General features: G+C 39.5%; 17 protein-coding genes. 6 read left to right on the forward strand and 11 right to left on the reverse strand.

The window, feature by feature from the left end:
- Positions 1 to 222 precede the first annotated feature (222 nt).
- The 7 genes from PQO03_RS08615 to PQO03_RS08645 all read right to left on the reverse strand — a co-directional run bounded on the left by PQO03_RS08615 (position 223) and on the right by PQO03_RS08645 (position 10,410).
- Positions 223 to 3,639, reverse strand: coding sequence for a hypothetical protein (locus tag PQO03_RS08615; protein ID WP_274149548.1), 3,417 nt, complete (start codon positions 3,637 to 3,639; stop codon positions 223 to 225).
- Between the two features lie 231 nt (positions 3,640 to 3,870).
- Positions 3,871 to 5,052, reverse strand: coding sequence for a glycoside hydrolase family 88 protein (locus PQO03_RS08620; protein ID WP_274149551.1), 1,182 nt, complete (start codon positions 5,050 to 5,052; stop codon positions 3,871 to 3,873).
- A gap of 222 nt (positions 5,053 to 5,274) precedes the next feature.
- A complete protein-coding gene (locus tag PQO03_RS08625) occupies positions 5,275 to 6,483 on the reverse strand; it encodes a purple acid phosphatase family protein (RefSeq protein WP_274149553.1) in 1,209 nt (402 codons plus the stop codon).
- Positions 6,484 to 6,613: 130 nt separating this feature from the next.
- Positions 6,614 to 7,723: an acyltransferase family protein gene (locus PQO03_RS08630; protein ID WP_274149555.1), complete on the reverse strand. Its 1,110-nt coding sequence runs from the start codon at positions 7,721 to 7,723 to the stop codon at positions 6,614 to 6,616.
- Between the two features lie 506 nt (positions 7,724 to 8,229).
- The gene (locus tag PQO03_RS08635) at positions 8,230 to 9,201 is read right to left on the reverse strand and encodes an alpha/beta fold hydrolase (RefSeq protein WP_274149557.1); all 972 of its coding nucleotides are present in this window, start codon (positions 9,199 to 9,201) and stop codon (positions 8,230 to 8,232) included.
- Positions 9,202 to 9,262: 61 nt separating this feature from the next.
- A complete protein-coding gene (locus PQO03_RS08640) occupies positions 9,263 to 9,721 on the reverse strand; it encodes a nuclear transport factor 2 family protein (RefSeq protein WP_274149558.1) in 459 nt (152 codons plus the stop codon).
- Between the two features lie 119 nt (positions 9,722 to 9,840).
- The gene (locus PQO03_RS08645; protein ID WP_274149560.1) at positions 9,841 to 10,410 is read right to left on the reverse strand and encodes a TetR/AcrR family transcriptional regulator; all 570 of its coding nucleotides are present in this window, start codon (positions 10,408 to 10,410) and stop codon (positions 9,841 to 9,843) included.
- A 261-nt stretch (positions 10,411 to 10,671) separates the two neighbouring features.
- Between PQO03_RS08645 and PQO03_RS08650 the strand changes: the two genes are divergently transcribed.
- The 6 genes from PQO03_RS08650 to PQO03_RS22090 all read left to right on the forward strand — a co-directional run bounded on the left by PQO03_RS08650 (position 10,672) and on the right by PQO03_RS22090 (position 16,224).
- The gene (locus PQO03_RS08650) at positions 10,672 to 11,550 is read left to right on the forward strand and encodes a PIG-L deacetylase family protein (RefSeq protein WP_274149562.1); all 879 of its coding nucleotides are present in this window, start codon (positions 10,672 to 10,674) and stop codon (positions 11,548 to 11,550) included.
- A gap of 44 nt (positions 11,551 to 11,594) precedes the next feature.
- On the forward strand, positions 11,595 to 11,777 hold the full coding sequence (locus PQO03_RS08655) for a hypothetical protein (protein WP_274149564.1): 183 nt from the start codon (positions 11,595 to 11,597) through the stop codon (positions 11,775 to 11,777).
- Positions 11,778 to 12,012: 235 nt separating this feature from the next.
- Entirely contained in the window at positions 12,013 to 13,173 is a 1,161-nt protein-coding gene (locus PQO03_RS08660) for a Gfo/Idh/MocA family protein (RefSeq protein ID WP_274149566.1), read from the forward strand.
- A gap of 227 nt (positions 13,174 to 13,400) precedes the next feature.
- Complete coding sequence (locus PQO03_RS08665; RefSeq protein WP_274149568.1) at positions 13,401 to 14,813, forward strand: Gfo/Idh/MocA family oxidoreductase; 1,413 nt, start codon at positions 13,401 to 13,403, stop codon at positions 14,811 to 14,813.
- 60 nt (positions 14,814 to 14,873) lie between these two features.
- Positions 14,874 to 15,710 (forward strand): endonuclease/exonuclease/phosphatase family protein, encoded by an 837-nt coding sequence (locus PQO03_RS08670; protein ID WP_274149570.1) that lies wholly within the window; start codon positions 14,874 to 14,876, stop codon positions 15,708 to 15,710.
- A 343-nt stretch (positions 15,711 to 16,053) separates the two neighbouring features.
- On the forward strand, positions 16,054 to 16,224 hold the full coding sequence (locus PQO03_RS22090) for a hypothetical protein (RefSeq protein ID WP_420792860.1): 171 nt from the start codon (positions 16,054 to 16,056) through the stop codon (positions 16,222 to 16,224).
- 33 nt (positions 16,225 to 16,257) lie between these two features.
- Here the strand turns inward: PQO03_RS22090 and PQO03_RS08675 are convergent, their stop codons facing one another.
- The 4 genes from PQO03_RS08675 to PQO03_RS08690 form a co-directional block, all read right to left on the reverse strand.
- A complete protein-coding gene (locus tag PQO03_RS08675; protein ID WP_274149571.1) occupies positions 16,258 to 17,322 on the reverse strand; it encodes a PfkB family carbohydrate kinase in 1,065 nt (354 codons plus the stop codon).
- A 301-nt stretch (positions 17,323 to 17,623) separates the two neighbouring features.
- Positions 17,624 to 18,418: a glucosamine-6-phosphate deaminase gene (gene nagB / locus PQO03_RS08680; protein ID WP_274149572.1), complete on the reverse strand. Its 795-nt coding sequence runs from the start codon at positions 18,416 to 18,418 to the stop codon at positions 17,624 to 17,626.
- A gap of 9 nt (positions 18,419 to 18,427) precedes the next feature.
- Positions 18,428 to 19,276: a PIG-L deacetylase family protein gene (locus tag PQO03_RS08685; RefSeq protein WP_274149573.1), complete on the reverse strand. Its 849-nt coding sequence runs from the start codon at positions 19,274 to 19,276 to the stop codon at positions 18,428 to 18,430.
- An 8-nt stretch (positions 19,277 to 19,284) separates the two neighbouring features.
- Positions 19,285 to 20,673 (reverse strand): ROK family protein, encoded by a 1,389-nt coding sequence (locus PQO03_RS08690; protein WP_274149575.1) that lies wholly within the window; start codon positions 20,671 to 20,673, stop codon positions 19,285 to 19,287.
- Positions 20,674 to 20,745: the final 72 nt, after the last annotated feature.

The raw sequence follows: 20,745 nt of genomic DNA on the forward strand, positions 1-20,745 counted from the left end.
CGCTGCACCCCTCGAACTCCCCCTAATGATTGGGAACTTAAGGATTTTGCGAAGCTAGTCCGCCCGCGGAGGCCCTCCGTCCGCCGGAGGCATTAAAGTCATAAACTAATTTTCATCATCCGCATTGGAATGCCGAGCTCCCAGGTTTTGCCACACAGGCGAATTGCCATGGCTTGACCAGGCGACTAAGGCCTTGTCCAATCGTTTAAGTGAGTATAAAAATTACAGTAGACGCTTGATGTGAGCATAAATCTGATTGCGGAACTCATCACCCGTGAATTCATGCTTAACGCTATCCAAGCGGTAATGTGAATGCGGGAGCTCTTTACTATAATAATGTTTACTAAGCCATGCTTTTGCTTTCGCGTCGTTTTTTTCTGTGGCTAATTTCTCGAGTAAAAGCAAGAGACGATAATCATCAAGACCGAGCGTCGATAACTCAAACTTTATGGCATAATCATGGCCACCATCAGCACGAGGGAAAAACATCATAGCATCATATTCACGGCCATCTAAGTCATAGTAAGGATAGTTTTGACTACCGGTGAGGTACCATTGAATAAGGTGCTTGCAGCCATTATGCCTAGCGACAAATAAGCACTGACCCATGATTTGGCGATTCGTATCAAACAAGCCAATACCCTGATTATAAAATCCCCAATTTTTATTTAATTCCTTAAAATAATCAATATCATTTTTTGATATGCTAGAGTAAGAGAAATCCGTGAATTTTTCATTGAGGTCTCCTCCATATTTATCTTTTTCGATGGAATGACTAAAGCCTCCCGTATCAAAAAATGGATAATATTTATTAAGTACCGCTACGCGCTTAAGGTCACGATCAACTTTTTGCGAATAACCTGAGGCCTCATCAGAAATATTCAGGATTATAGGGAGGTAAGCCGCAGATGAGAATTTTTCTTTTAACAAAGCTGAAGAAAGCTTTCTAAACGCTTCATTTTTAAATCCCATTATATCTCCAGGTACATCAAGGAATAACATATTTGTAAAAGGGCCACCATAAGTAAATAATTTCTTAAACCCGAGACGCTTAGCATCAGTCATAAGCAGGTCGATATCTTTCGTATCAAGCTTTAATTCACCACCCTCTTTATAAAACTTAAATCCAGGGACTTCTGAAAAAGTTGTGTAACCACGTCTCGCTAATTCTTCCATGGTATTCAAACGGTATTTTTGCTGAATTTCAGTTTTCCCTGGCAAAGTAATACTGCCTAAACGTACTGAAGATAAACCAAAATAACCTACGGGTAAGTCCACACTTGGTAAACTAAAGGGCAAGACTTCTAAGCTAAAAGCCATTTGCTCTACATGTCTTCCGACTCGTAAAGAAATCTTACCTTTATATAGGCCAGGTTTTTGATTATCTATAGGAACCTGCAACCATATAACACGATTAAAGTCATGACTGAATTTGATCCCTTTTCCTGGGAATGTTTTTAAGAAACGCGGTGCCAATACATAGACTTCATGATTAAAAATTAAGCTTTGATATTGGTCAACACCATAGCGTACCCAATCATCCTGAGCTGAAATTTTATCCCCTTTGGCATTGACTAAATCAGAAATAGTGACTTTTACATTTTTATCCGTCTTTAAAGGGCGTAAGTAAAAGCTCGCTGCAGCTCTTCCGCCATTGGCCGACTTCAAGGATAATTCGGAATTCATTTTTTTCGGTATATCACGGTAGTTCAAAACCTTATCGATATCGACCTGTGTGAAATAATAACCCTTCTTGAAATCTTGTTCGTTAAATTGATCTGATTCAGAGACTTTAGGGGTTTCAATATAACGGTTCAGGGTCATAAACTCATTTTTCTGGAGTTCATAAAGTGTGGCTTTATATTTAGCTGCCTCAAGTAATTTATCTTTAGGGTAAATAATTAATGAGTTAAAACAAATCCCACTTTTATCACTATTAACTTCGATGCTGAGCTGACCATTGCGTACTTGGACATCATGTACAATCGGCTTGAAAACATCTTTCAAATAGAGGTCGTAAGCATTGTCACTCTGATTCGGTTCAATATCTTTAAATCTTAAGAAATTGGCTAAATATTTTTCAAAGGATTCTACCGACTCATCCAGCACCGTTTCATTATTGATTTTCACGAGACGCTTATTCCAAAAATGTTCGTTCCAATAACCTAAGTGATTGATATTAAGTTCAACTCTGTAGTCGCCGTCGGGTAAATCTACTAAGAATTTTCCTTTGGAAACAAAGATCCCATCGCGATTTAATCTATCCGCATACATTGAGTCATGTGCCTGCCATATTTTAGCATCATCGAAACCAAAGCCGATATCTTTACTATATGAATGTTTTGTTTCGATTCTTGTAAATCCTTGCTGAGTCCAAAAGGAATCTTTTACAAAATCAAAGAGTACCAAGCCTTCGAAAGATTTTGCTTTTTCAGGGCCATTTTCCAAACGTATATTATCGACGAAAAATAGATCTTCTGAAGGCGCACCAATTCCAATCCCATACCAAAATCTTTTCACATCTTTCAAATTCAAATAACGTTTTAGCTTCGCAGAACCACGCTCACCCACATGACTCTTTAAATTAAATTTAAGCTTATTCCAACCCGGCGCCAATTTTGAACTATGATTTTGCTGGTTCCAGTAAGGCGCTCTTTCTATATCGTTTACACACAAAGCAAAATTGACGATTTTTGAACTCGTGTTATACACATCCAAGGCAATATACTCATAACCACTCCAATCATTACTTCCGGCTTTCTTGAAATTTAAATTCTGATAACCAGTACCTACGGCAGCCGATGAGGCTCCCTGAGTCACGAATTCACTATTGAACTTTCTCACTGAATGGCCGATATTATCATCTGCCGTATTTTCATAGCTTATTAAAATACGAGGCGTACGATTAACTTTGCCTTGCTCAAGTTTGTCTTTAGGAAATATCGTACCACATATATCACAATCAGCATTTGTTTTTGGCATCCAAAGGTAACAGTTGTCGCAGCGTTTTCCCTCTCCTACCTTTAGGGGCTTGGGAAACTCTTTTGTGGATTTCGCAAAATGCATATCACGCATTGTAGCTGTTTTTGAGATTTTGATATCGTCAACCCAAATTGTGCCTTCTGATTTCAAACGCAACCAAAGTTCCAGTGGGTCTTTATCTATATTTACAGTGAAGTTTATTTTACTCCATTCATAAGTACCTTTTAAGTTCTTAGTAATCGTCTTGACCTTTCCAGGTTCACTTTTATAAAAAATCCATGTCGAATAATCCCAATTGCCTTTCTTGACCGCAAAACTTCGCAAGGCCATTTCCACTTCGTAAACGCCTTTCTCTAGGTCGAACTTTTTGTAAAGTGTCGCTTGATCACCCTTGGAACAAACCATTTTAATCGCTCCAGGTGCAAGAGCTCCTTTATTTTTCACATGACTTATAGCGCCTTCCCCATAATGTCCCCAGCCCATAAAATCAGTATCAAAATCATAAGATACAAGAAACTCACTGCTCGCCCCTGCTTGCGCAGACAAACTTTCACTTTTTCCCTTTGCTCCGGCTTTATCAGCTGCCGATGATGTTAATCCCACTATTAAAAGTAAAATCATAGGTCTTAACAGGAAATCTGTAATCTTATATTTCATATTATACTCACGTTAATTTTGTTAAATATTGCTAAACACTAGATCTTAAATACCATGAATTCAAGTGGTGTAGTCATATTTTGTTCATAAAATGAATTAATTGACTTTGTTTCATGTTTTATAAGTTAATCTAGCTATTGGGACAAGGCTTATTTTTTAATGAATTTAGGGGGCTAAATTATCTTGACACAGTCTTTGAATCTTAGATTAATTAAGCTCCACAAATTCAAACTACTCCCACAACTTATAAAGCTCACTTGCCGCCAATAGGAACATACCGGTAACATACTCATGGGTATCTTCTTTGATGACTTTGTAGGGAGCTCCGGCAGGTAGTTGGCCCCACTGCACAATGCCTTCATCACTTATGATAGAAACGATTGCTGGCCAAGATTTTTCAATTACGGGTAAAAACTCATCTCTAGGAAGAATTCCATTATTTATGCCCCAAGCAATGCCGTAGGTAAAAAAGCATGTCCCACTACTCTCTTTTAGATCAATATCTTCTGGATCATCCAAATTAGGTCTCCAAAAACCATCAGGCTGTTGACGTTTTTTTAATTCCGTCGCCATGCGTACATATAAGGCTTTGTATCGTGGGTAACTACCATGATCTTTAGGCATATATTTTAATATCCTACTTATGCCCCCAAAAGCCCAACCATTGCCTCTGGACCAGAGTACTTTTTTACCATTGACAGTTTCTTGATACATAAAAGTTCTTCTCGCTTCCTTATGAGCAATAGAATCTGGGCGAATATAACGAGCGTCAATTTTTTCTTGTGTTCCTTTTATGTATCGAGTATCCCTATAAAACAAACCTTCATCTTTATCATAGAGTACGCCGTAAATATCCCAGAAACATCCATCCATCCAATCTAAATATTTTTCTTCACCGGTAATTTTATTCAGCATTGCCAGAGCTGGAGGAGAGGTGTACAAGCCATCGACAAAACGCAGACCCGCATTTTCATAGTACCATCTCAAAGGATCGGAGACCGGATTGGAATAATTGGGACTATTAATATAATCAATTGTAGGTTTAAGCATATATTCTTGCTTTGTTTCGAAATAACATTCCATCCAAATCTGGCTACAAGCCATCGAGTAGAAACCGCTACCATAGACCCCCGAAGCAATACCAGGGATTTTCCAGCCTAAGTCTTCTCCCCATTTTATACTTTTTTCTAAATACCTTTTATCTCCTGTTGATTGGAAGACTGCCATAACACCGGAATAGTATGTACCTCTTATCCAGTTATCATTTGATGACTTGGATAAATGTGCAAATTGATAAGCATCAACCTTGTCCGTGATGGCTTTTATAAACTCTTTAGATTTTATGTTTGCCTGAGCTTCATTTGGGAAATAAATTCCGATTAAAATTGCTAAAAGAGCTAATACTTTTTTCATAAATCGACTCCGATTAAAATTACTAAAACTGAGGGGAAATACTTTTTCTCTTCCCCGTTAAAGGCTGTGTATTATTGCTATAAATGAGTTCCCATAAATTGAGAATCATGAACTTTACTTCAGCTAGTTAACGACATATAAGGGTCATGTAGTTATCTTCTGAAAATTTGAGTTTTTACCTATTCAGATTTTTAACTTACACAACTTTATTATTATACATGATCATGAACGTTCCATGATATTATATTGTCGCAATATTTGCCCTTTGCTGCCATACATTTTTATCTGAATTTGTTCTTGCGTAAAAGCTAGTGAAGTCAGTGTTCCTGATGAATCCCTGCGTCCGCCACCAATCACCACTGGATAAGGGTTGCCTTCATCACCCACTTTGTGGATTTTATGGGTATGGGTGTGCCCTGATATTGCCAGATCAACTGCTGCGTCTTTCAGCATCTCTCCCCAATGCGTTTTACCAATATTATAATCACCGCTATAGGTCTTATCATTACCATAAAGAGGTATGTGGTGGATCAAAACTCGAAAACGAGCTTCCTTAAATTGATTTGAGGCAATTTCTTCTTTCAACCAGGCCGCCTGCTCAATAATAAATGGCTCAAAATGATTCAAACCTGAATAGCCTTCATTATCATCCGGCTTATCTTCACCCGTATCTAAGACTACAAAACGTACTCCCGCATGAGTAAACGAGTAATAAAGACTATTCCCCGGGTTAGCAAAATGCTGAGGTAAATTTCTTGCATAAGCTCCACGAATTTCATGGTTCCCACGTATATATAAGGGAGGAATATTTGCTGCGTCGACGCTTTCATTATAAACACAAAGGGAGTCCAATACCGCTTCTTCACCCATGGGATCGTTGAAACAATCACCATTGAAAACAGAGAAACTGAAGTCTTTAGCAGGATTATTACGCGTTAGATCTTGAGTTAATTTAAGATTATCATGAAGGTCATTAAAAAAAATAACTGAAAAATCGTCGCTTGCATTAGGATCTAGGCAACGAAAAGATTTAAGCTCGGTGAAGTGCTCCGTTCCGAATTTTACTTCATAGGGTTCATAGGAAATAATTTCTTTGGATACACATCGATAAAAATAACTTTGCCCGGGTGTTAATTCTGTGATCCGAATTGAGTTCAGGGTATTATTCGCCTGTTTTTGACCATTTATAAAACTGTGGGCAACCTGCCCTAAGTCCTGTGTTAGGCCATATTCTACACGACTAAAGCTAGCTGATGAAGTCTGCCACATAATTGTCATTTCATCCGCACCCGGATTTTGCAAATAAGGTGCTACACTTAGCCAATGCTGCTCAACATTGGCTTTTTTACTAGCTGAGGCATTTAGCGGTAGGCTTGCTATTGCCGCTATCGATGTAAGTCCTTTCAAAAAATCACGTCGTTGAATAGACATATCTAGTTCCTTTCTGTTTCGCAGCTAAAATAATTTCATAAGTTCTAGCACTAAGCTATACTTGATTAATCCTTATAGAAAACTTAATAGCATTATTTATTGGTCTGCATTCATTATTTTGGCAATTTGATTAAACTTTCAAAAAAATCTTATTTTTTTGCATGTAGAAAAGTACGAGCCAAGTCAATATTAACCCTAAACAAGCAGTAAATGCCGAATAAGCTATGCTGTTAAACATAGAAAAGTACTGCTCTGTTCCATAGACAAATTGCTTCACAAATATTTCGCTATTGAAAAAACGATTGTAGCCAAAGACGAGGTACGCAAATAAAGCATTACTTCCAATGACAGTAAAAAACACTGCTCCTTTACGTAGCTCTAAGACATCTAACACATAGAAAAATAGACTTAACAATAAGATGCACCATGCACCTGATATGAGTGTGAATGAACTCGTCCAAATCTTTTTAATACAGGGCTCATAAAAACTTAAACCATAACCGGCGAGTAGCACCAGTACACCATAGGCAAACAGATATTTGACGCGTTGTTTCTTTGATTGCTTTGAATTTTTTAAGAGCGCCCCTGAGAACACACCTAACATCACCGTCACAATAAAGTTAAAACTTGATAATACCCAGGTATATTCGGTTCCGTGACGATGAGTGGAAAGTACAAAGTTATCAATTTTCGAAGCCATATTTCCCTCTAGGCTCATATCGCCACCCGTGAAATTAAGTATGACACTGTAGATAATTAAGCATAAAACCGTCAAGGAAATTTGAAGCCTTAGATCTTTGACTAGAAGGATGAGAGCAGCCCCTAAATAGCCCATAGCTATGGCTTGAAGGGTATTGTTGTATAAATAGACTTCAGCCCAATTTAAGTTGAGTAATCGCCCTTGATAAACCATGCCGAATAACCACAATAAACTAACGCGAAAGATAACGTGGGTGTAAACTTTTTTCTTACCTTCTCTTTCAAGCCGTTTCGGAAAGGAAAATACCATTGAACAGCCCGTTATGTACATAAATAAAGGCATGATAATATCTTCAAAAGTCATGCCTTCCCATTTTGCGTGTTCAAATTGAGTCCTCAAAAAATCAAGTCCAGGAATATTGAAGGTTGCAAAGAGACTCGTTAAAACTCCAGCACCACCAGTAAGCCACAACATATCAAAACCTCTAAGGGCGTCAATCGACAAAACTCGTTCGCTTTTTACTTCTTTTTTATTTGTCATTCTCAATCCCAAAATTTTGAAGGAGGTTCATCTCGTTAATTCAGATGCACAATAATCAAATCATAAATACATTTGACTTATTGTTAAGTATATTTAATTCAAAAAAGGAATTAATCAAGGTCCAGCTATATTTCTTTTAAGACTTCATCTGAGTAGAAGGCACGGTCCTCCGCACAGGAGATGGGTGCTAGCCACCTCGACTCTCCTTGCAAGATAATTCCGTATAGGCAAAGTTTTCGTCTGCCTGTCGGGCAAGATGCTTAAGCAGTGGACTCAGAGGCCTGCCTTACGTTAGGGAGTAGTTGTGTTTATGTATAGAAAAATACGATTAGCCAGAATAGAGGGCATGATGCGACCCGTACGAGAGGGACGCTGCCCCCCTCGAGCTGCCCCAGCAAGGAAATGCCTTTCCTTGACCAGGCGATTAGGGGCTTTGCCCCGCTTTATGGGTAATCGTTTTGAAAAATACCCTCAAGCCAAACTTCGCTTGAGGGTAAATTATTTACTTATTTAATATTATTCTTTTTTAAGAATTTCAGAATATGCTGAGCTATCTCATCTCCTTTCTCTTCTAAAGCAAAATGACCTGTGTCCAATAAGTGTATTTCTACTTCTTTAAGATCTCTTTTGTAGGGATGCGCTCCTTCTGCCGGAAAAATATAGTCATTCTTGCCCCATACAATCAGTGTCGGCGGTTGATGATCTCGGAAATACTTCTGCCATTTTGGGTAAAGTGTGACGTTGGTTCGATAATCATAAAACATTGCGAGCTGAATTTCAGCATTTTCTGCTCGTTGCAAATGCTGTAAATCAAGATTCCAGTTATCTGGATTGATTTTCGACGTATCTTGAACACCGTGTGTGTATTGCCACTTCAATCCATCGAGTGAATGAAAACCCTCTAAAGCTTTACCATTTTCAATTGTGTAATCATTCCAGTATTTTTTGATGGGCTTCCAAAAATCCCGTAAGCCCTCATCGTAGGCATTGCCATTCTGGATTATCAAAGATTCGATTTTCGCTGGGTTTTTAACCGCAATTCGAAATCCAATAGGAGCACCATAATCCATTAGATACAGACTGAACTTATCGACTTTTAAAACTTCTAGGAAGTTCTCGACAATTTTTGACATATTGGCAAAAGTATAGTCAAAATCTGCTATTGCTGGTTGATCACTGCGTCCATAACCAGGATAATCTGGTGCCAAGACATGATAGTCATTTGCCAAGTCTTTAATGAGATTTCTAAACATATGTGATGATGTAGGATAACCGTGTAAGAGCACAATTGTCGGCTTATCTTTTGATCCTGCTTCTCGATAAAAGATCTTGATGCCATCTACTTTAACTTCTTTGTAAGAAGTCTGTAGTGAATTCTCTTTCGTTTCTTTACTTTTCACATCAGCTGCCTGTATGGCATTTGTTGATGCTAAAGTCACAAACACTGCTGCTGCCATCTTTAATAATTTCTTATTCATTGTACTACTCCATTTTATTTTATATTTATGTAGGTAAGTCTGTATATTAAATTGTGTGAATCTATATCCCCTCATGATCAGAGGGTCGGGCTTGACCGAGTGGCCAGTGGAATAATCTATCACTAGATAAAATCGCCACATCATTAATGCTCGCTTCTCGACGGCGCATTAAACCCTCTTGATCAAATTCCCATAATTCATTTCCATAGGCTCTAAACCATTGACCGCTCAGGTTTTTGTACTCATACTGAAATCGTACTGCAATGCGATTTTCACTAAAACTCCACAAGTCTTTAGCGAGTCGATACTCCGTTTCCCATTGCCATTTCAAACTGAGGAAATCTTGAATATCTTCTCGGCCCTTGATGAATTGCTCACGGTTTCTCCAAATTGAATCAAGTGAATAAGCACTCGTAACTCTTTCTGGATTTCTTGAGTTCCATGCATCTTCTGCCGCACGTACTTTTAAGCGCGCCGATTTTTCATCAAATGGGGGTTTTAGATTTTTACTTATGCGCATTTTTTATCTCCTTATTAGGATTTATAGGTTTAATAATTATGTAGGTAAGTCTGTATATTTTATTTCTCAAAAAAAATACTACTTGTGTCGGTGTTATTCTCATTTAATCATACTCACTCCTAAATCGTTGCTAATAATTTCATTGACGCATCCATGGCTTCGTCTGCCGATGTCGAATTGCCTTCTAAAACAGCGGTAACAATCGCTCCCTCTACCATAAGGAATATTGCCGGTACAAAGGCGGCGCCTTCAGGCCCTTTTGTTTTAATCACGACTTCGTGAATCAATTTCTTAAAAACTTTTTTATGTTCTACTGCAAAAGCAAATCCAGGGTGATCTCGATCCGCGAGTTCTGCTGAAGCATTGAGAAAGGCACAACCACGAAAGCCTTCACCTTCGAACCAATTTTTTAAGCTTGTAAAAAAAGCGGCTAATGGGCTCAGTCCCTCAGTGATAAACTGTTCGATCTGAGTATTAAAATAATTATTTATAAGTCCATCTCTATACTTCAATACCTCAAGAATGAGCTCATCTTTAGACGCAAAATGATTATATAGGGTCATTTTGGCTACTTTAGCTTCTGCAGTTACCCGATCAATTCCTACAGTGCGTATGCCCTCAGCATAAAATAAACGCTCGGCAGTGACAATTAATTTTTCGCGGGCCTTAGATGGTTTTTTTGTTTTCATACCTTAAAGTATGTAGACCTGTCTACTTATTCAAGTGTAATCTCAAAAAAAACATGACTTTTAACGATTTAGCTTAGTAATACTTCATTTAGTTCATAATGTGAACTAAATAACTTGACTCTCTATCAATCCTCATTAATAGTAACTTATTTATTGCTATAAACTCTAGATTGTAAGTTTAATAGAAAAACAAATCCTCGTGCAGATGGACCGCCATTTACTTCTTTCATCTGCTTAACATTTCTGAATAAAGGTCTTTATATGAAAATTTTAAGCATCCATGCCCACTTTGATGATTTTGAATTTGTTGGGCTAGGCACTTTTGAACTCTTCAGGCAAAAACACGGTGATTGCTGTGAAATGAAAGCTATTATCTGTACGGATGGAAAAGCTGGTCATCACTTAAGAAGTCGTGAAGAAACCGGTGCCATTAGGCTGAAAGAGCAGGCTCAGTCAGCAAAATTAGGTGATTTTGAATTTGAATTGCTCACGCTTCCCGATGGGACGTCCCCTAGGGAAGGTGCTTTACAGACTGATTCGAATCTCTTGGCCGCTCTCTGGAAAACTATACGCGAATTTGAACCGGATTACCTTTTTTGTCCTCCCATTATTACAGATCCCCTCCTAGGTATACATAATGATCATCAAGTGGTGGCTGAGGCTGTGAGAAAAATAGCTTATATGATTAATGTCCCCCACTGTTTCACACCCGAGTACCCGGATCAAGAGCTTCAATCCAAATGGATCAAAACTCCCGTAATCATCAATTATTTTGATGAATATCAAAAAGGCTCCATTACTTATGATTTTGCCATTGATATCGAATCTGTTTTTGATCTCATTGTGGCTTGCTCATACTGCCATAGCAGTCAAATAAAAGAATGGTTACCTTGGGTGGGTGCACATGATTTAAAGGTCCCCGCAGATGAGGCTGATTGGCATTCTACCTTAAACGATAAATACTTCTCTCGAAGTCAAAAACTGGACCTTATCCCCGAAAAATTATTAGAGGCCTTCACCCTTACTTCTTGGGGTAATGTTCCCACATTTGAACAGCTTCTAGAAGATTTCCCCAAGGCAATTATATTTAATAAAAATGAACAGGCTTTAAAAGAAAAATTAGATTCCTGGCGACAATAGAATCCTAAAAAAACTACTTAGAACTAAACCTAAAGAGAGTAAGTATGAAAGTTCGTAGGTACCAAACTAATGAGGCCGAGGCTATTTGGGATGTCTACTTTGGTTCGACTCACTTATATGTAGCAGTCAGTACCACGGCCTTAGATTTTTTTTTCTTGCCCATGGATTCAAAATTGATGGTGAAACCAACAATATCGTCTGTGGTCAGGTGGCTAAACAATACTTAATGAGTTGGGATGAAGTCCCAATGATTCATTGTCCTAAAACCTAGCCTACATTATTTATTTTATGATTAACCAGAATAAAGGGCATGATGCGACCCGTATGAGAAGGACGCTATCCCCCTCGAGCTCCCCCAGCAAGGAATTGCCATGGCTTGACCAGGCGACTAGAGGCTTTTCTCCGCTTGCTGGATAATTGTGATTTATTTTAAATTCGCTCAATAAAAAGGCATTATTTACCATGACTAAAATCCTACTACTCTTCATTACCCTACTCGCCAGTTGTGTCGGAACTGATAAGCCACCTACTTCTCCTAAAGTATTAAATAGTTCTTCTGCTATAGACAAAAAACCTCTACGGATCGCTATTATTGGTTTAGTCCATGATCATGTTCATTGGATGATGTTAAATAGGAAAAAAATCGGTGATATTGAAATCGTCGCTATAGTTGAAGCTAATCAAGAACTCGTCAAAAAGTATTCACAAAAATACGGGTTTTCTACTGATATCGTATTTAACACTATCGAAGAGATGTTAGCACATATAAAACCTGAGGCTGTCACCGCTTTCAACATGACTTCTGAGCATCTCAAAGTCGTTGAGGCCTGCGCCCCACTCGGCATTCATATTATGCTTGAAAAGCCACTAGCGACCTCTCTCGTCGACGCCAAGAAAATGTTCAACTTGGCTAATCAATACCAAGTTCAATTATTGACTAATTATGAAACTTCTTGGTATCCTAGCATACGCGAAACCTACAGACTCATCCATCAAGAAAATCTCATAGGTGAGATCCGTAGGATTATCATTAATGTCGGCAATCGCGGTCCCATTGAAGTTGGCTGTAAAGCAGAATTTATTGAATGGCTTATTGACCCTAAGTTTAATGGTGCAGGCGCACTCGCAGATTTTGGCTGTTATGGCACAAATCTAGCTACTTGGTTTATGAAAGGAGCTCCCCCTACACGCGTCAACTGCCTTACACAGCAGTTCAAGCCTGAACTTTATCCAAAAGTAGATGATGATGCCACGCTTATACTGACTTATCCTAAAGCACAAGTTATTATCCAAGCTTCGTGGCACTGGTCCCTCAACCGTAAAGATATTGAGATCTACGGTTCAAAAGGACATATAATCTGTAAGAATAGTAAGGACATGATCATCATGAAATATGGTCAGGGCGATGCTCGCTCACAAGTGGCACCGCCTTTAGATCCTGGTCTTTACGATGGCTTTGCCTACCTTCGTAAAGTCATTAGAGAAAACGATCCCGTCAGACCTTTTTCTCCTTCTGCACTCGATAATAATTTATTGGTCATGCGCGTTTATGAAGCGGCCAAGCAATCTTCCGAAACGGCTCAAACCATTTATTTCAAGACTTTTGAAAGTACCTTAAAATAGATGATTTATAGAAAACTGTATAGTCTAAAAACACATTTTATTCCTTTTTTGAATTAAATGCTTGATTATACCTAATACTTGTCTATAGTTTAGTCACTTTCACTCATGCATTGCTTCGATTAAGGTCGAAGAAAAATCACTCCAATGCGATTCATCAACAAAGACGAAGTCTCTTATTACTGTTCATGAGCCTTCATACATACTAAATATAAATTTGAGGTACAATCATGGGCTTAAACTTTTCTAGACGAAACTTCTTAAAAACTTCCGCACTTGTTGCTGGTGCTAGCACTGTAGGCGGCTGTACATCTGGCCCCCTTACTCTCGGGAAATCCAATATGTGTGGCTTTGCAGCACCCAAAATCGATAAAATTCGCGTGGCAATCATTGGCTTGGGGAATCGTGGCTCAGCTGCGGTTCAACGTCTCATGAAAATTGCTGATCTCGAAATTGTTGCCTTGAGTGACTTGCGTGAAGCACAAGTCAAAAAATCGAATCAACTGCTCATTGATGCTGGCTTAAAACCGGCCAAAGAATTTCATGCGGGACCCGATGACTATAAAAAAATATGCGAAATGGACATTGATCTCGTTTATTGCTGTACCTCTTGGGAGTACCACACCCCTATTGCTGTATATGCGATGAAACACGGAAGTCATACAGCGACTGAATTACCTGCTGGCAAAACTATCGATGAGCTTTGGGAACTCGTGGAAACTTCTGAAGCGACAAAAAAACACTGCATGATGCTGGAAAACACCTGTTATGATTTCTTTGAACTCAATTCTCTCAACATGGTTCGCCATGGTGTGTTTGGTGAGATTACCCATGCCGAAGGTGCCTACATTCATACCATCGTAAAATATATCTCCGGTGAAACTGAAAGTTATTACAAGAATTGGCGTCTCGATGAAAATACCGGTGTACATGGTAGTCTTTATCCCACACACGGCTTAGGTCCCGTAGCTCAATGCATGAATATAAATCGCGGCAATCAATTTGATTATATGGTCTCGATGTCATCGCAGGAAGCGGCTTTCTCTGAGTTTACGCGTCAACATAAACGTCCGGATTTATTAAGAGAGAATTACCGTGGTGACATGAATACCTCTATCATCAAAACGACTTTGGGCCAAACTATCATGGTGCAACATGATGTGAGTACCCCACGTCCTTATAGCCGCATTCATATGCTTCAGGGAAGTCGTGGCATGTTGCGTAAATACCCTCGTGAGGAATATGCACTCATTAGTGATCATGATGGTCATGGCTGGCTCGACGAAGAGGCCAAAAATGCCTTAGAAGAAAAATATAAACATCCACTCATTAAAACCATGGGTGACATCGCCCAAAAAGTCGGTGGACATGGAGGCATGGACTTTATGATGGATTACCGCCTTATCTATTGTCTCAAGAATGGTTTAGCTCTCGATCAAGATGTTTATGATGCGGCTTCATGGTCATCTATCATTCCGCTCAGTATTGATTCTGTGGCTAAACGCTCTGCTTCACTTGACGTACCAGATTTTACTCGAGGCAATTGGAAAACGAATAAACCTTTGGGCATTGTTGATGTTAATCCAAAAAAACTACGCTTGCATGATACCACCCAAGCGAAAGGACAACTCAACGTCCACTAAATCAACAAAGGCACTTAATTTACTAAGTGCTTTTGATCTCTCTCATCGTATAGGATATCCATGAAAAATCTCGGCCTAATTTTAAGCATTTTTTTATTCCTTTCTTGTTCGGGAATTAAAAAATCTCCAACAGAAAATTTAAATATCATGTCATTTAATATTCGCGTTGGATCCGCTGATGATGGTAAAGACCATTGGGACAAACGCAAAAAGCTGGTTTATGATCTTATTAAGCATGAAAATCCGGATATCTACGGCGTTCAAGAAGCACTCGAATTTCAAATGCAGGCACTTCAAAAAAATGTCCCTACCTACAGCAGACTTGGTCTTGCTCGTGGCACTAAGGGCAATAATGAGTTAAGTGCTATTTTTTATAAAAAGGAAAAATACCAAGTCCTCAATCATGGTACGTTTTGGCTCTCCGATACTCCTGAAAAAGCCAGTACTTCCTGGGGCAACCATACTTTCCGGATATGCACCTGGGCTCATTTCAAAACAAAAAATTCCGGTAAAGATTTCTACCTTTTTAATACTCATTGGGATCACCTCTCAAAAAACTCACACCTCAAGTCCGCCGCACTCATCCTAAGTCGTATCAAAGCCCTCAAGTCGAAGTCGCCCTGCTTTATTACTGGTGATTTTAACGTGGGTGAAAATAGCCCTGCAATCAACTTGATTAAAGATTCAGGATTTGCCGATAGCTTCCGCTTAGTCCATCCCAAAACTACTCAAGTCGGTACTTTTAATGCTTTCAAAGAACAGCGCGATGGCCCTAAAATAGATTATATATTTGTTTCCCCCAATGTAGAAGTTCTCGAGGCTCAAATCATCCGCCAAGCCAAAGGTCACCCCGCCCCCTCCGACCACTTCCCGGTCAGTGCTAATTTTCGATTTTAGCTTAAAAGCCTTATGAAACCACTTTCAATCATGCTCTACTGCATAGGCTTAATAAGCCTAACTAACATTGCCCAAGCTCAAAGTCACTATGAGACCCTGAGTGATATAAACTACTATTCCAGTGACAAACAAACCTCAGACAGTTATATTAAAAAACGCTGTGTATTAGATTTATATTCCCCAGCCATATAAAAAAATTCTCTACCATTATTTGCTTCCATGGTGGAGGTCTCACTGCAGGAGAAAAAGAACTGCCCAAAGCACTTTTAGAAAAAGGCTGCGCCATTATCGTTTGAGTCCAAATGTCAAAGTAAAATCATGCATTCAAGATGCCGCCGCGGCAGTGGCTTGGACTTTTAAAAACATACAAAAATATGGTGGTAATACTAAAGCAATTTTTATTTCTGGGCATTCAACTGGAGGCTATTTAGCCAGCATGATATGGTCACAATATGACGGCTCCCGCATTCCCTTTACTTCTCAAAAGGGTCAAGCAAACTCTTGTAGCAAGTAACACCCAGCACTGAGCCAGGATGGATTCCTAGACTTAATGGTGAGTGAAGGTCCTTAAATCTGTCAGTCCTGGCGTTTTACCCGTCGAGACATAATACGCACTATTTAAGACGCCCAATTGCAGGCACTGCTCTAAACCTAAACCCTCTAATACCGCACGAAAATATCCCGCGTTGAAATGATCTCCCGCGCCTGTACTGATTTTGGGTTCCGCAACGTGAAGTGTCTCCACTGTATAGCTTTTTTCATCGCATGCAGCTACTTGATGATGTGAATGTACACATACCGCTTGGAGCTTTAATTGATTTTGTAAGAGCTCTGCTAAATCGCTTAAGGAATGTTCACTGAAATCTTGATCTGCAAATAAATGCTGTGCCAGCTGTTGTGCTTCAGACCAATTGAGTCCAAGATGAATATTAAGATAGGCTGACATTTTTTTGATGAGTTCAAGGGCATAGCCTAAATCTGATTTCGAGCGACGTTTAAAATCTGCCAAATCAATAAAACAAGGACGTTTAAGGATCTCTTTTTGAGCTTCTAGTAATTCTACAATTAATTCATATATACCATTAAGGTTCGGCAGCTCAGTCCAGTTTAAAAAACAAAAGAACTCAGCTGAACTCACATGTTTACTCAAAAAATGCCTGAACTTATCTCGATTGATTTGATACAAATCATTGAGCTGACAGAGCATCAATTTTCCTTCATTGAATTCTAATGCCATGGTGCGCGCCGGATCACATACCGAGGCGACTTCTGAGCACAATTGACTGAAATCTTGAAAGGCAGGGTGAATATCGGGATGGCCAAGTGCACCACCGTAGGATAAACCCAAGCCTAAATTGATGAGGGAATTGGCCATAATGGGACCATTGCCGCCCGCTTTCACCTCTTTTTGAATAATTTCAAAATTAGCCGATTTTCCAACCGCATTTTGAACCATATCCGCAAATTCGCCCATCTGTTTCAAGGCTTTATAGTCTTGCTCTGAATCCCTTTCTTTAACTAGGCCATAGAGCTCATCAATAAAACCATCAAAACCAACTAATCCATGCATCTCAGTTGTTGTAATTGAATCAAGTAATTTTTTAGTATCCATACATCATAAATCCTTTACTTGGCTTTGCCATTTTACTTGGTCTTACCATTGAAACTGTATAAAAGTGACAGTCTTTGACTAAAGTAAGCAAGAATTAATTAAATAATAAAGCCATTGTCATCTTCTAAGTATCAGCTGTGAATGTCGGGAAAGTAAGTGAGTGAGATTTCTAATTCGACTTAAAGACTTGTTACTTTTCCAAAAAAAACGGGCGATAAAATTTCTTGTATGTGGTGTCATGCCAAGAAATTTTAGAGCCCGTAAAAGTTTGATCTAGAGGATCAGTTTTTTGCTAAACACACTAACTTAGTGAGTGATAGACCTGCCACTCGGGTTCATTTTCGAATATGCGGTGATAATATTCTTTGCCCTCGAGTTCTTCTGCTGCATCTTCATCGCAGATAATGACGCAGTGGGGGTGCAATTGTAATGCCGAAGCGGAGATCATGGAGGTAATCGGGCCTTCCACTGCTTTGGCTAAAATTTTAGCTTTGGATTTACCTGTGGCTAAAAGGATGATTTTTTTAGCATCCAAAATCGTTCCTACGCCCATGGTTAAAGCTCGGCGTGGCATTTCGGCTGGATCATCAAACAAAGGACCATTCTGTTCCAGAGTAATTGGTGCCAAAGCCTTCTCGCGCGTTCTTGATGCAAGGGAAGATAAGGGTTCATTGAAACCAATATGTCCCGTATTGCCGATTCCTAATAACTGGATATCAATACCACCCTTATCGAGAATTTTGTTTTCATATTGCTGACAAGCTTCAGCTAAATCCGGCGCTACGCCATTGGGTAAATAAGTTTCTTCTAGATTGATATTTATTTTGCTAAATAAAAGATCATTCATGTAATAACGATAGGACTGTGTATGCTCTGCGGCTAAACCCACGTACTCATCTAAATTGAAGGTCGCACAACGAGAAAAATCGGCTTCCCCTGCTTGGTACCTTTTGACGATATTGGAGTATAAATTCTCCATTGTCCGGCCAGTCGCTAAGCCCAACACACTATCTTTTTTAGATTGTACCGCATCACAAATTAATCGTGCGGTAAGGTCCGTTGCGGCTTGCGCATCTTTTTGTATAATAACTTCCATAATTTTCTCCTAAGACATCGCGTCTAATTTATTGGCAACATCGTTTTGAAAGCGCTGAATCGCTGCGCCCACATACTCACTGATTGATAAGTCTTCATCTTCAATCAAAGGACTTAAATCCATACCAAAGTTCATCGAATCACAAGAATCTACTGCGTGTGAGGCAAAATAAGTAGCATTGGCAACACGACGTCCGACTGTCGCCAAATCGTAGCGTTTACCACCACTCACTTGTGAATCAAAAACCGCAATCAATGCTTGAGCAATATGCGGGTATTGATCCGTGGGAAGAACAACTTTTTCATCGTCCATCATCCAATCTAAATCGCGCCAAACTTCACAGCCGTAAACTTTCTTTGGGCGTTGCTCTTTGGGCAGTGAACGAATCGCTTCTATGGCACGCAACATGGTCGCTACATGGGTATCGTGCTTATCCGCAGGGTTGTGAAGGTAAACGACTTCTGGCTGAGCCGTCTCTAAAATTTTGCGCAGTTCGCAAACAGTATTTTTATTGGCAGCATCCTTAATTTCTGAGCTCGGATAAGCCAGTTGGATTTGTGCTGAAAAATTACCTAAGCTCGCAGCTTTATTCTGCTCATCACGGCGTATCGCCTGCATTTCTTCATCACTAAACGCGGCATAATTTCCCGTGCGTGGACTACCTGAACCATTGGATAAAATAACACTACTGAAATTCAGATCTTTTTTACCAAAGCATTCTGCTATGCCATTGTAGGCCAAAATTTCAGTATCATCCTGGTGAGCCACGATTGCTAAATGAGTCGTACTTGCGAGTGCGCTATCAAAGTCTTTTCCCGAGGGAATATACGAACTTGCTTTTGCTTGAATAAATTCCATAATAAATCCTAGTTTATAGGTGCTAAGCTGGCGGCTGTTACTGCTTGGCCATGACGCTTATCAGTTTCGTTGGGAATGTGGAAACTCACTGTTTTTGATAATTCCGGAAATTCTAAATCTAAGACTTCACGCGCTTTTTCCAAAATGATTTCACCGCCTTCACCAGAAGTAACACGACCTAAAATCAATAAATTATCCATTTCGTAAAATTCTCCGTAATGAGGAATACTATAGCCTAAGTAAGCTCCTATAGTTTCATAAATTTTACGGGCTCGGGGATCATTGGCTTTCATCAATTTTTGAACTTCTTTGAGTTGCTCAGGAAAGGGCATTCCCTTTTCGAATTCTAAGCCGGCTGCAGGTGCTAAACGCGCTACTGCTTGCTGAGAGAAAAACTGTACGCCACAACCTTCGTCACCTGACCATTCATCTACAGGACCATTTTCTCTGTAGTCTACTGGTGCAAAAGCTAGTTCATTGAGCCAACCAGTGATTTTTGCGTCTTTATCGACATAACCCACTGCTTCACTCGTGCCCATTGCCAAACCCATGCATGGTGTGACTCCACAACTTTGAGCACCATTGAGTGCGGTTACATCGCCATCATTGACCACTACAATTGGAACATCCCACTCTGCCTTAAGGTCAATGAAGATATTTTTAACTTTTGAATCAAAGTCTTCTTCGGGAATACCGCGAAAGAGTGAGGCTATTTTCACTTGGTTATCTAAGTAAACACCCGCTGCACTACCGCCAATGGCATCCACCCGTGGCAATTTTGCTGCTGCACGGCGAATAGAATCTTTTATACCTTCTAAATGCCAAGCTGGATCATTTTGGAAATAAGGGTCCCATTCGACTTCTTCGGTATGTACAACTTTACCATCAATTGTCGCAGAACACTTCCTATCCGAACCGCCTAAGTCAAATCCTACGCGACAACCATCTGTATAGCCACCTAAAGACTGAGCATTGCCACTAGATTTGGGAACATCTGCTAATTCGCAGTGAATAAACTCGAGTTCACTTCCATAAATCTTTTCACCAATGAGTTCATTATCAAATTTGCGCTCACCGCAAGCTGAATAAGTATTTTTGATTGTCTCAAACAATTCCTTGGGCCCAGCAATGTGAATTTGATTGCCACCCACCATCCACAACATCGCCTTCAAAAAACGCTCAACAAATTGTTGATTAAGCGCTTTGTTCTCATCGCTATGCTCTAAAATATCTTCGCTAATGGTAAAGACCGTGCCATTGCTTTGAGCTAAGGCCATGGCAAAACCTACACTCGCTTCACTAGAAACTTTTTTTCGAAATGCCTGATTCCATAAATAGGCCGGACGGTATGCTGGATCCAAGTCCAAAGTGATTTTTTGCTCTATGTTCAAACTCATGAGTTTCTCCAATTAGGGTTAATTGAGCTAAACATAAGGAGTGCAGGACATGATTACAATGACATTTTTTTG

This window comes from Lentisphaera profundi (assembly GCF_028728065.1).
Taxonomy (GTDB): Bacteria; Verrucomicrobiota; Lentisphaeria; order Lentisphaerales; family Lentisphaeraceae; genus Lentisphaera; species Lentisphaera profundi.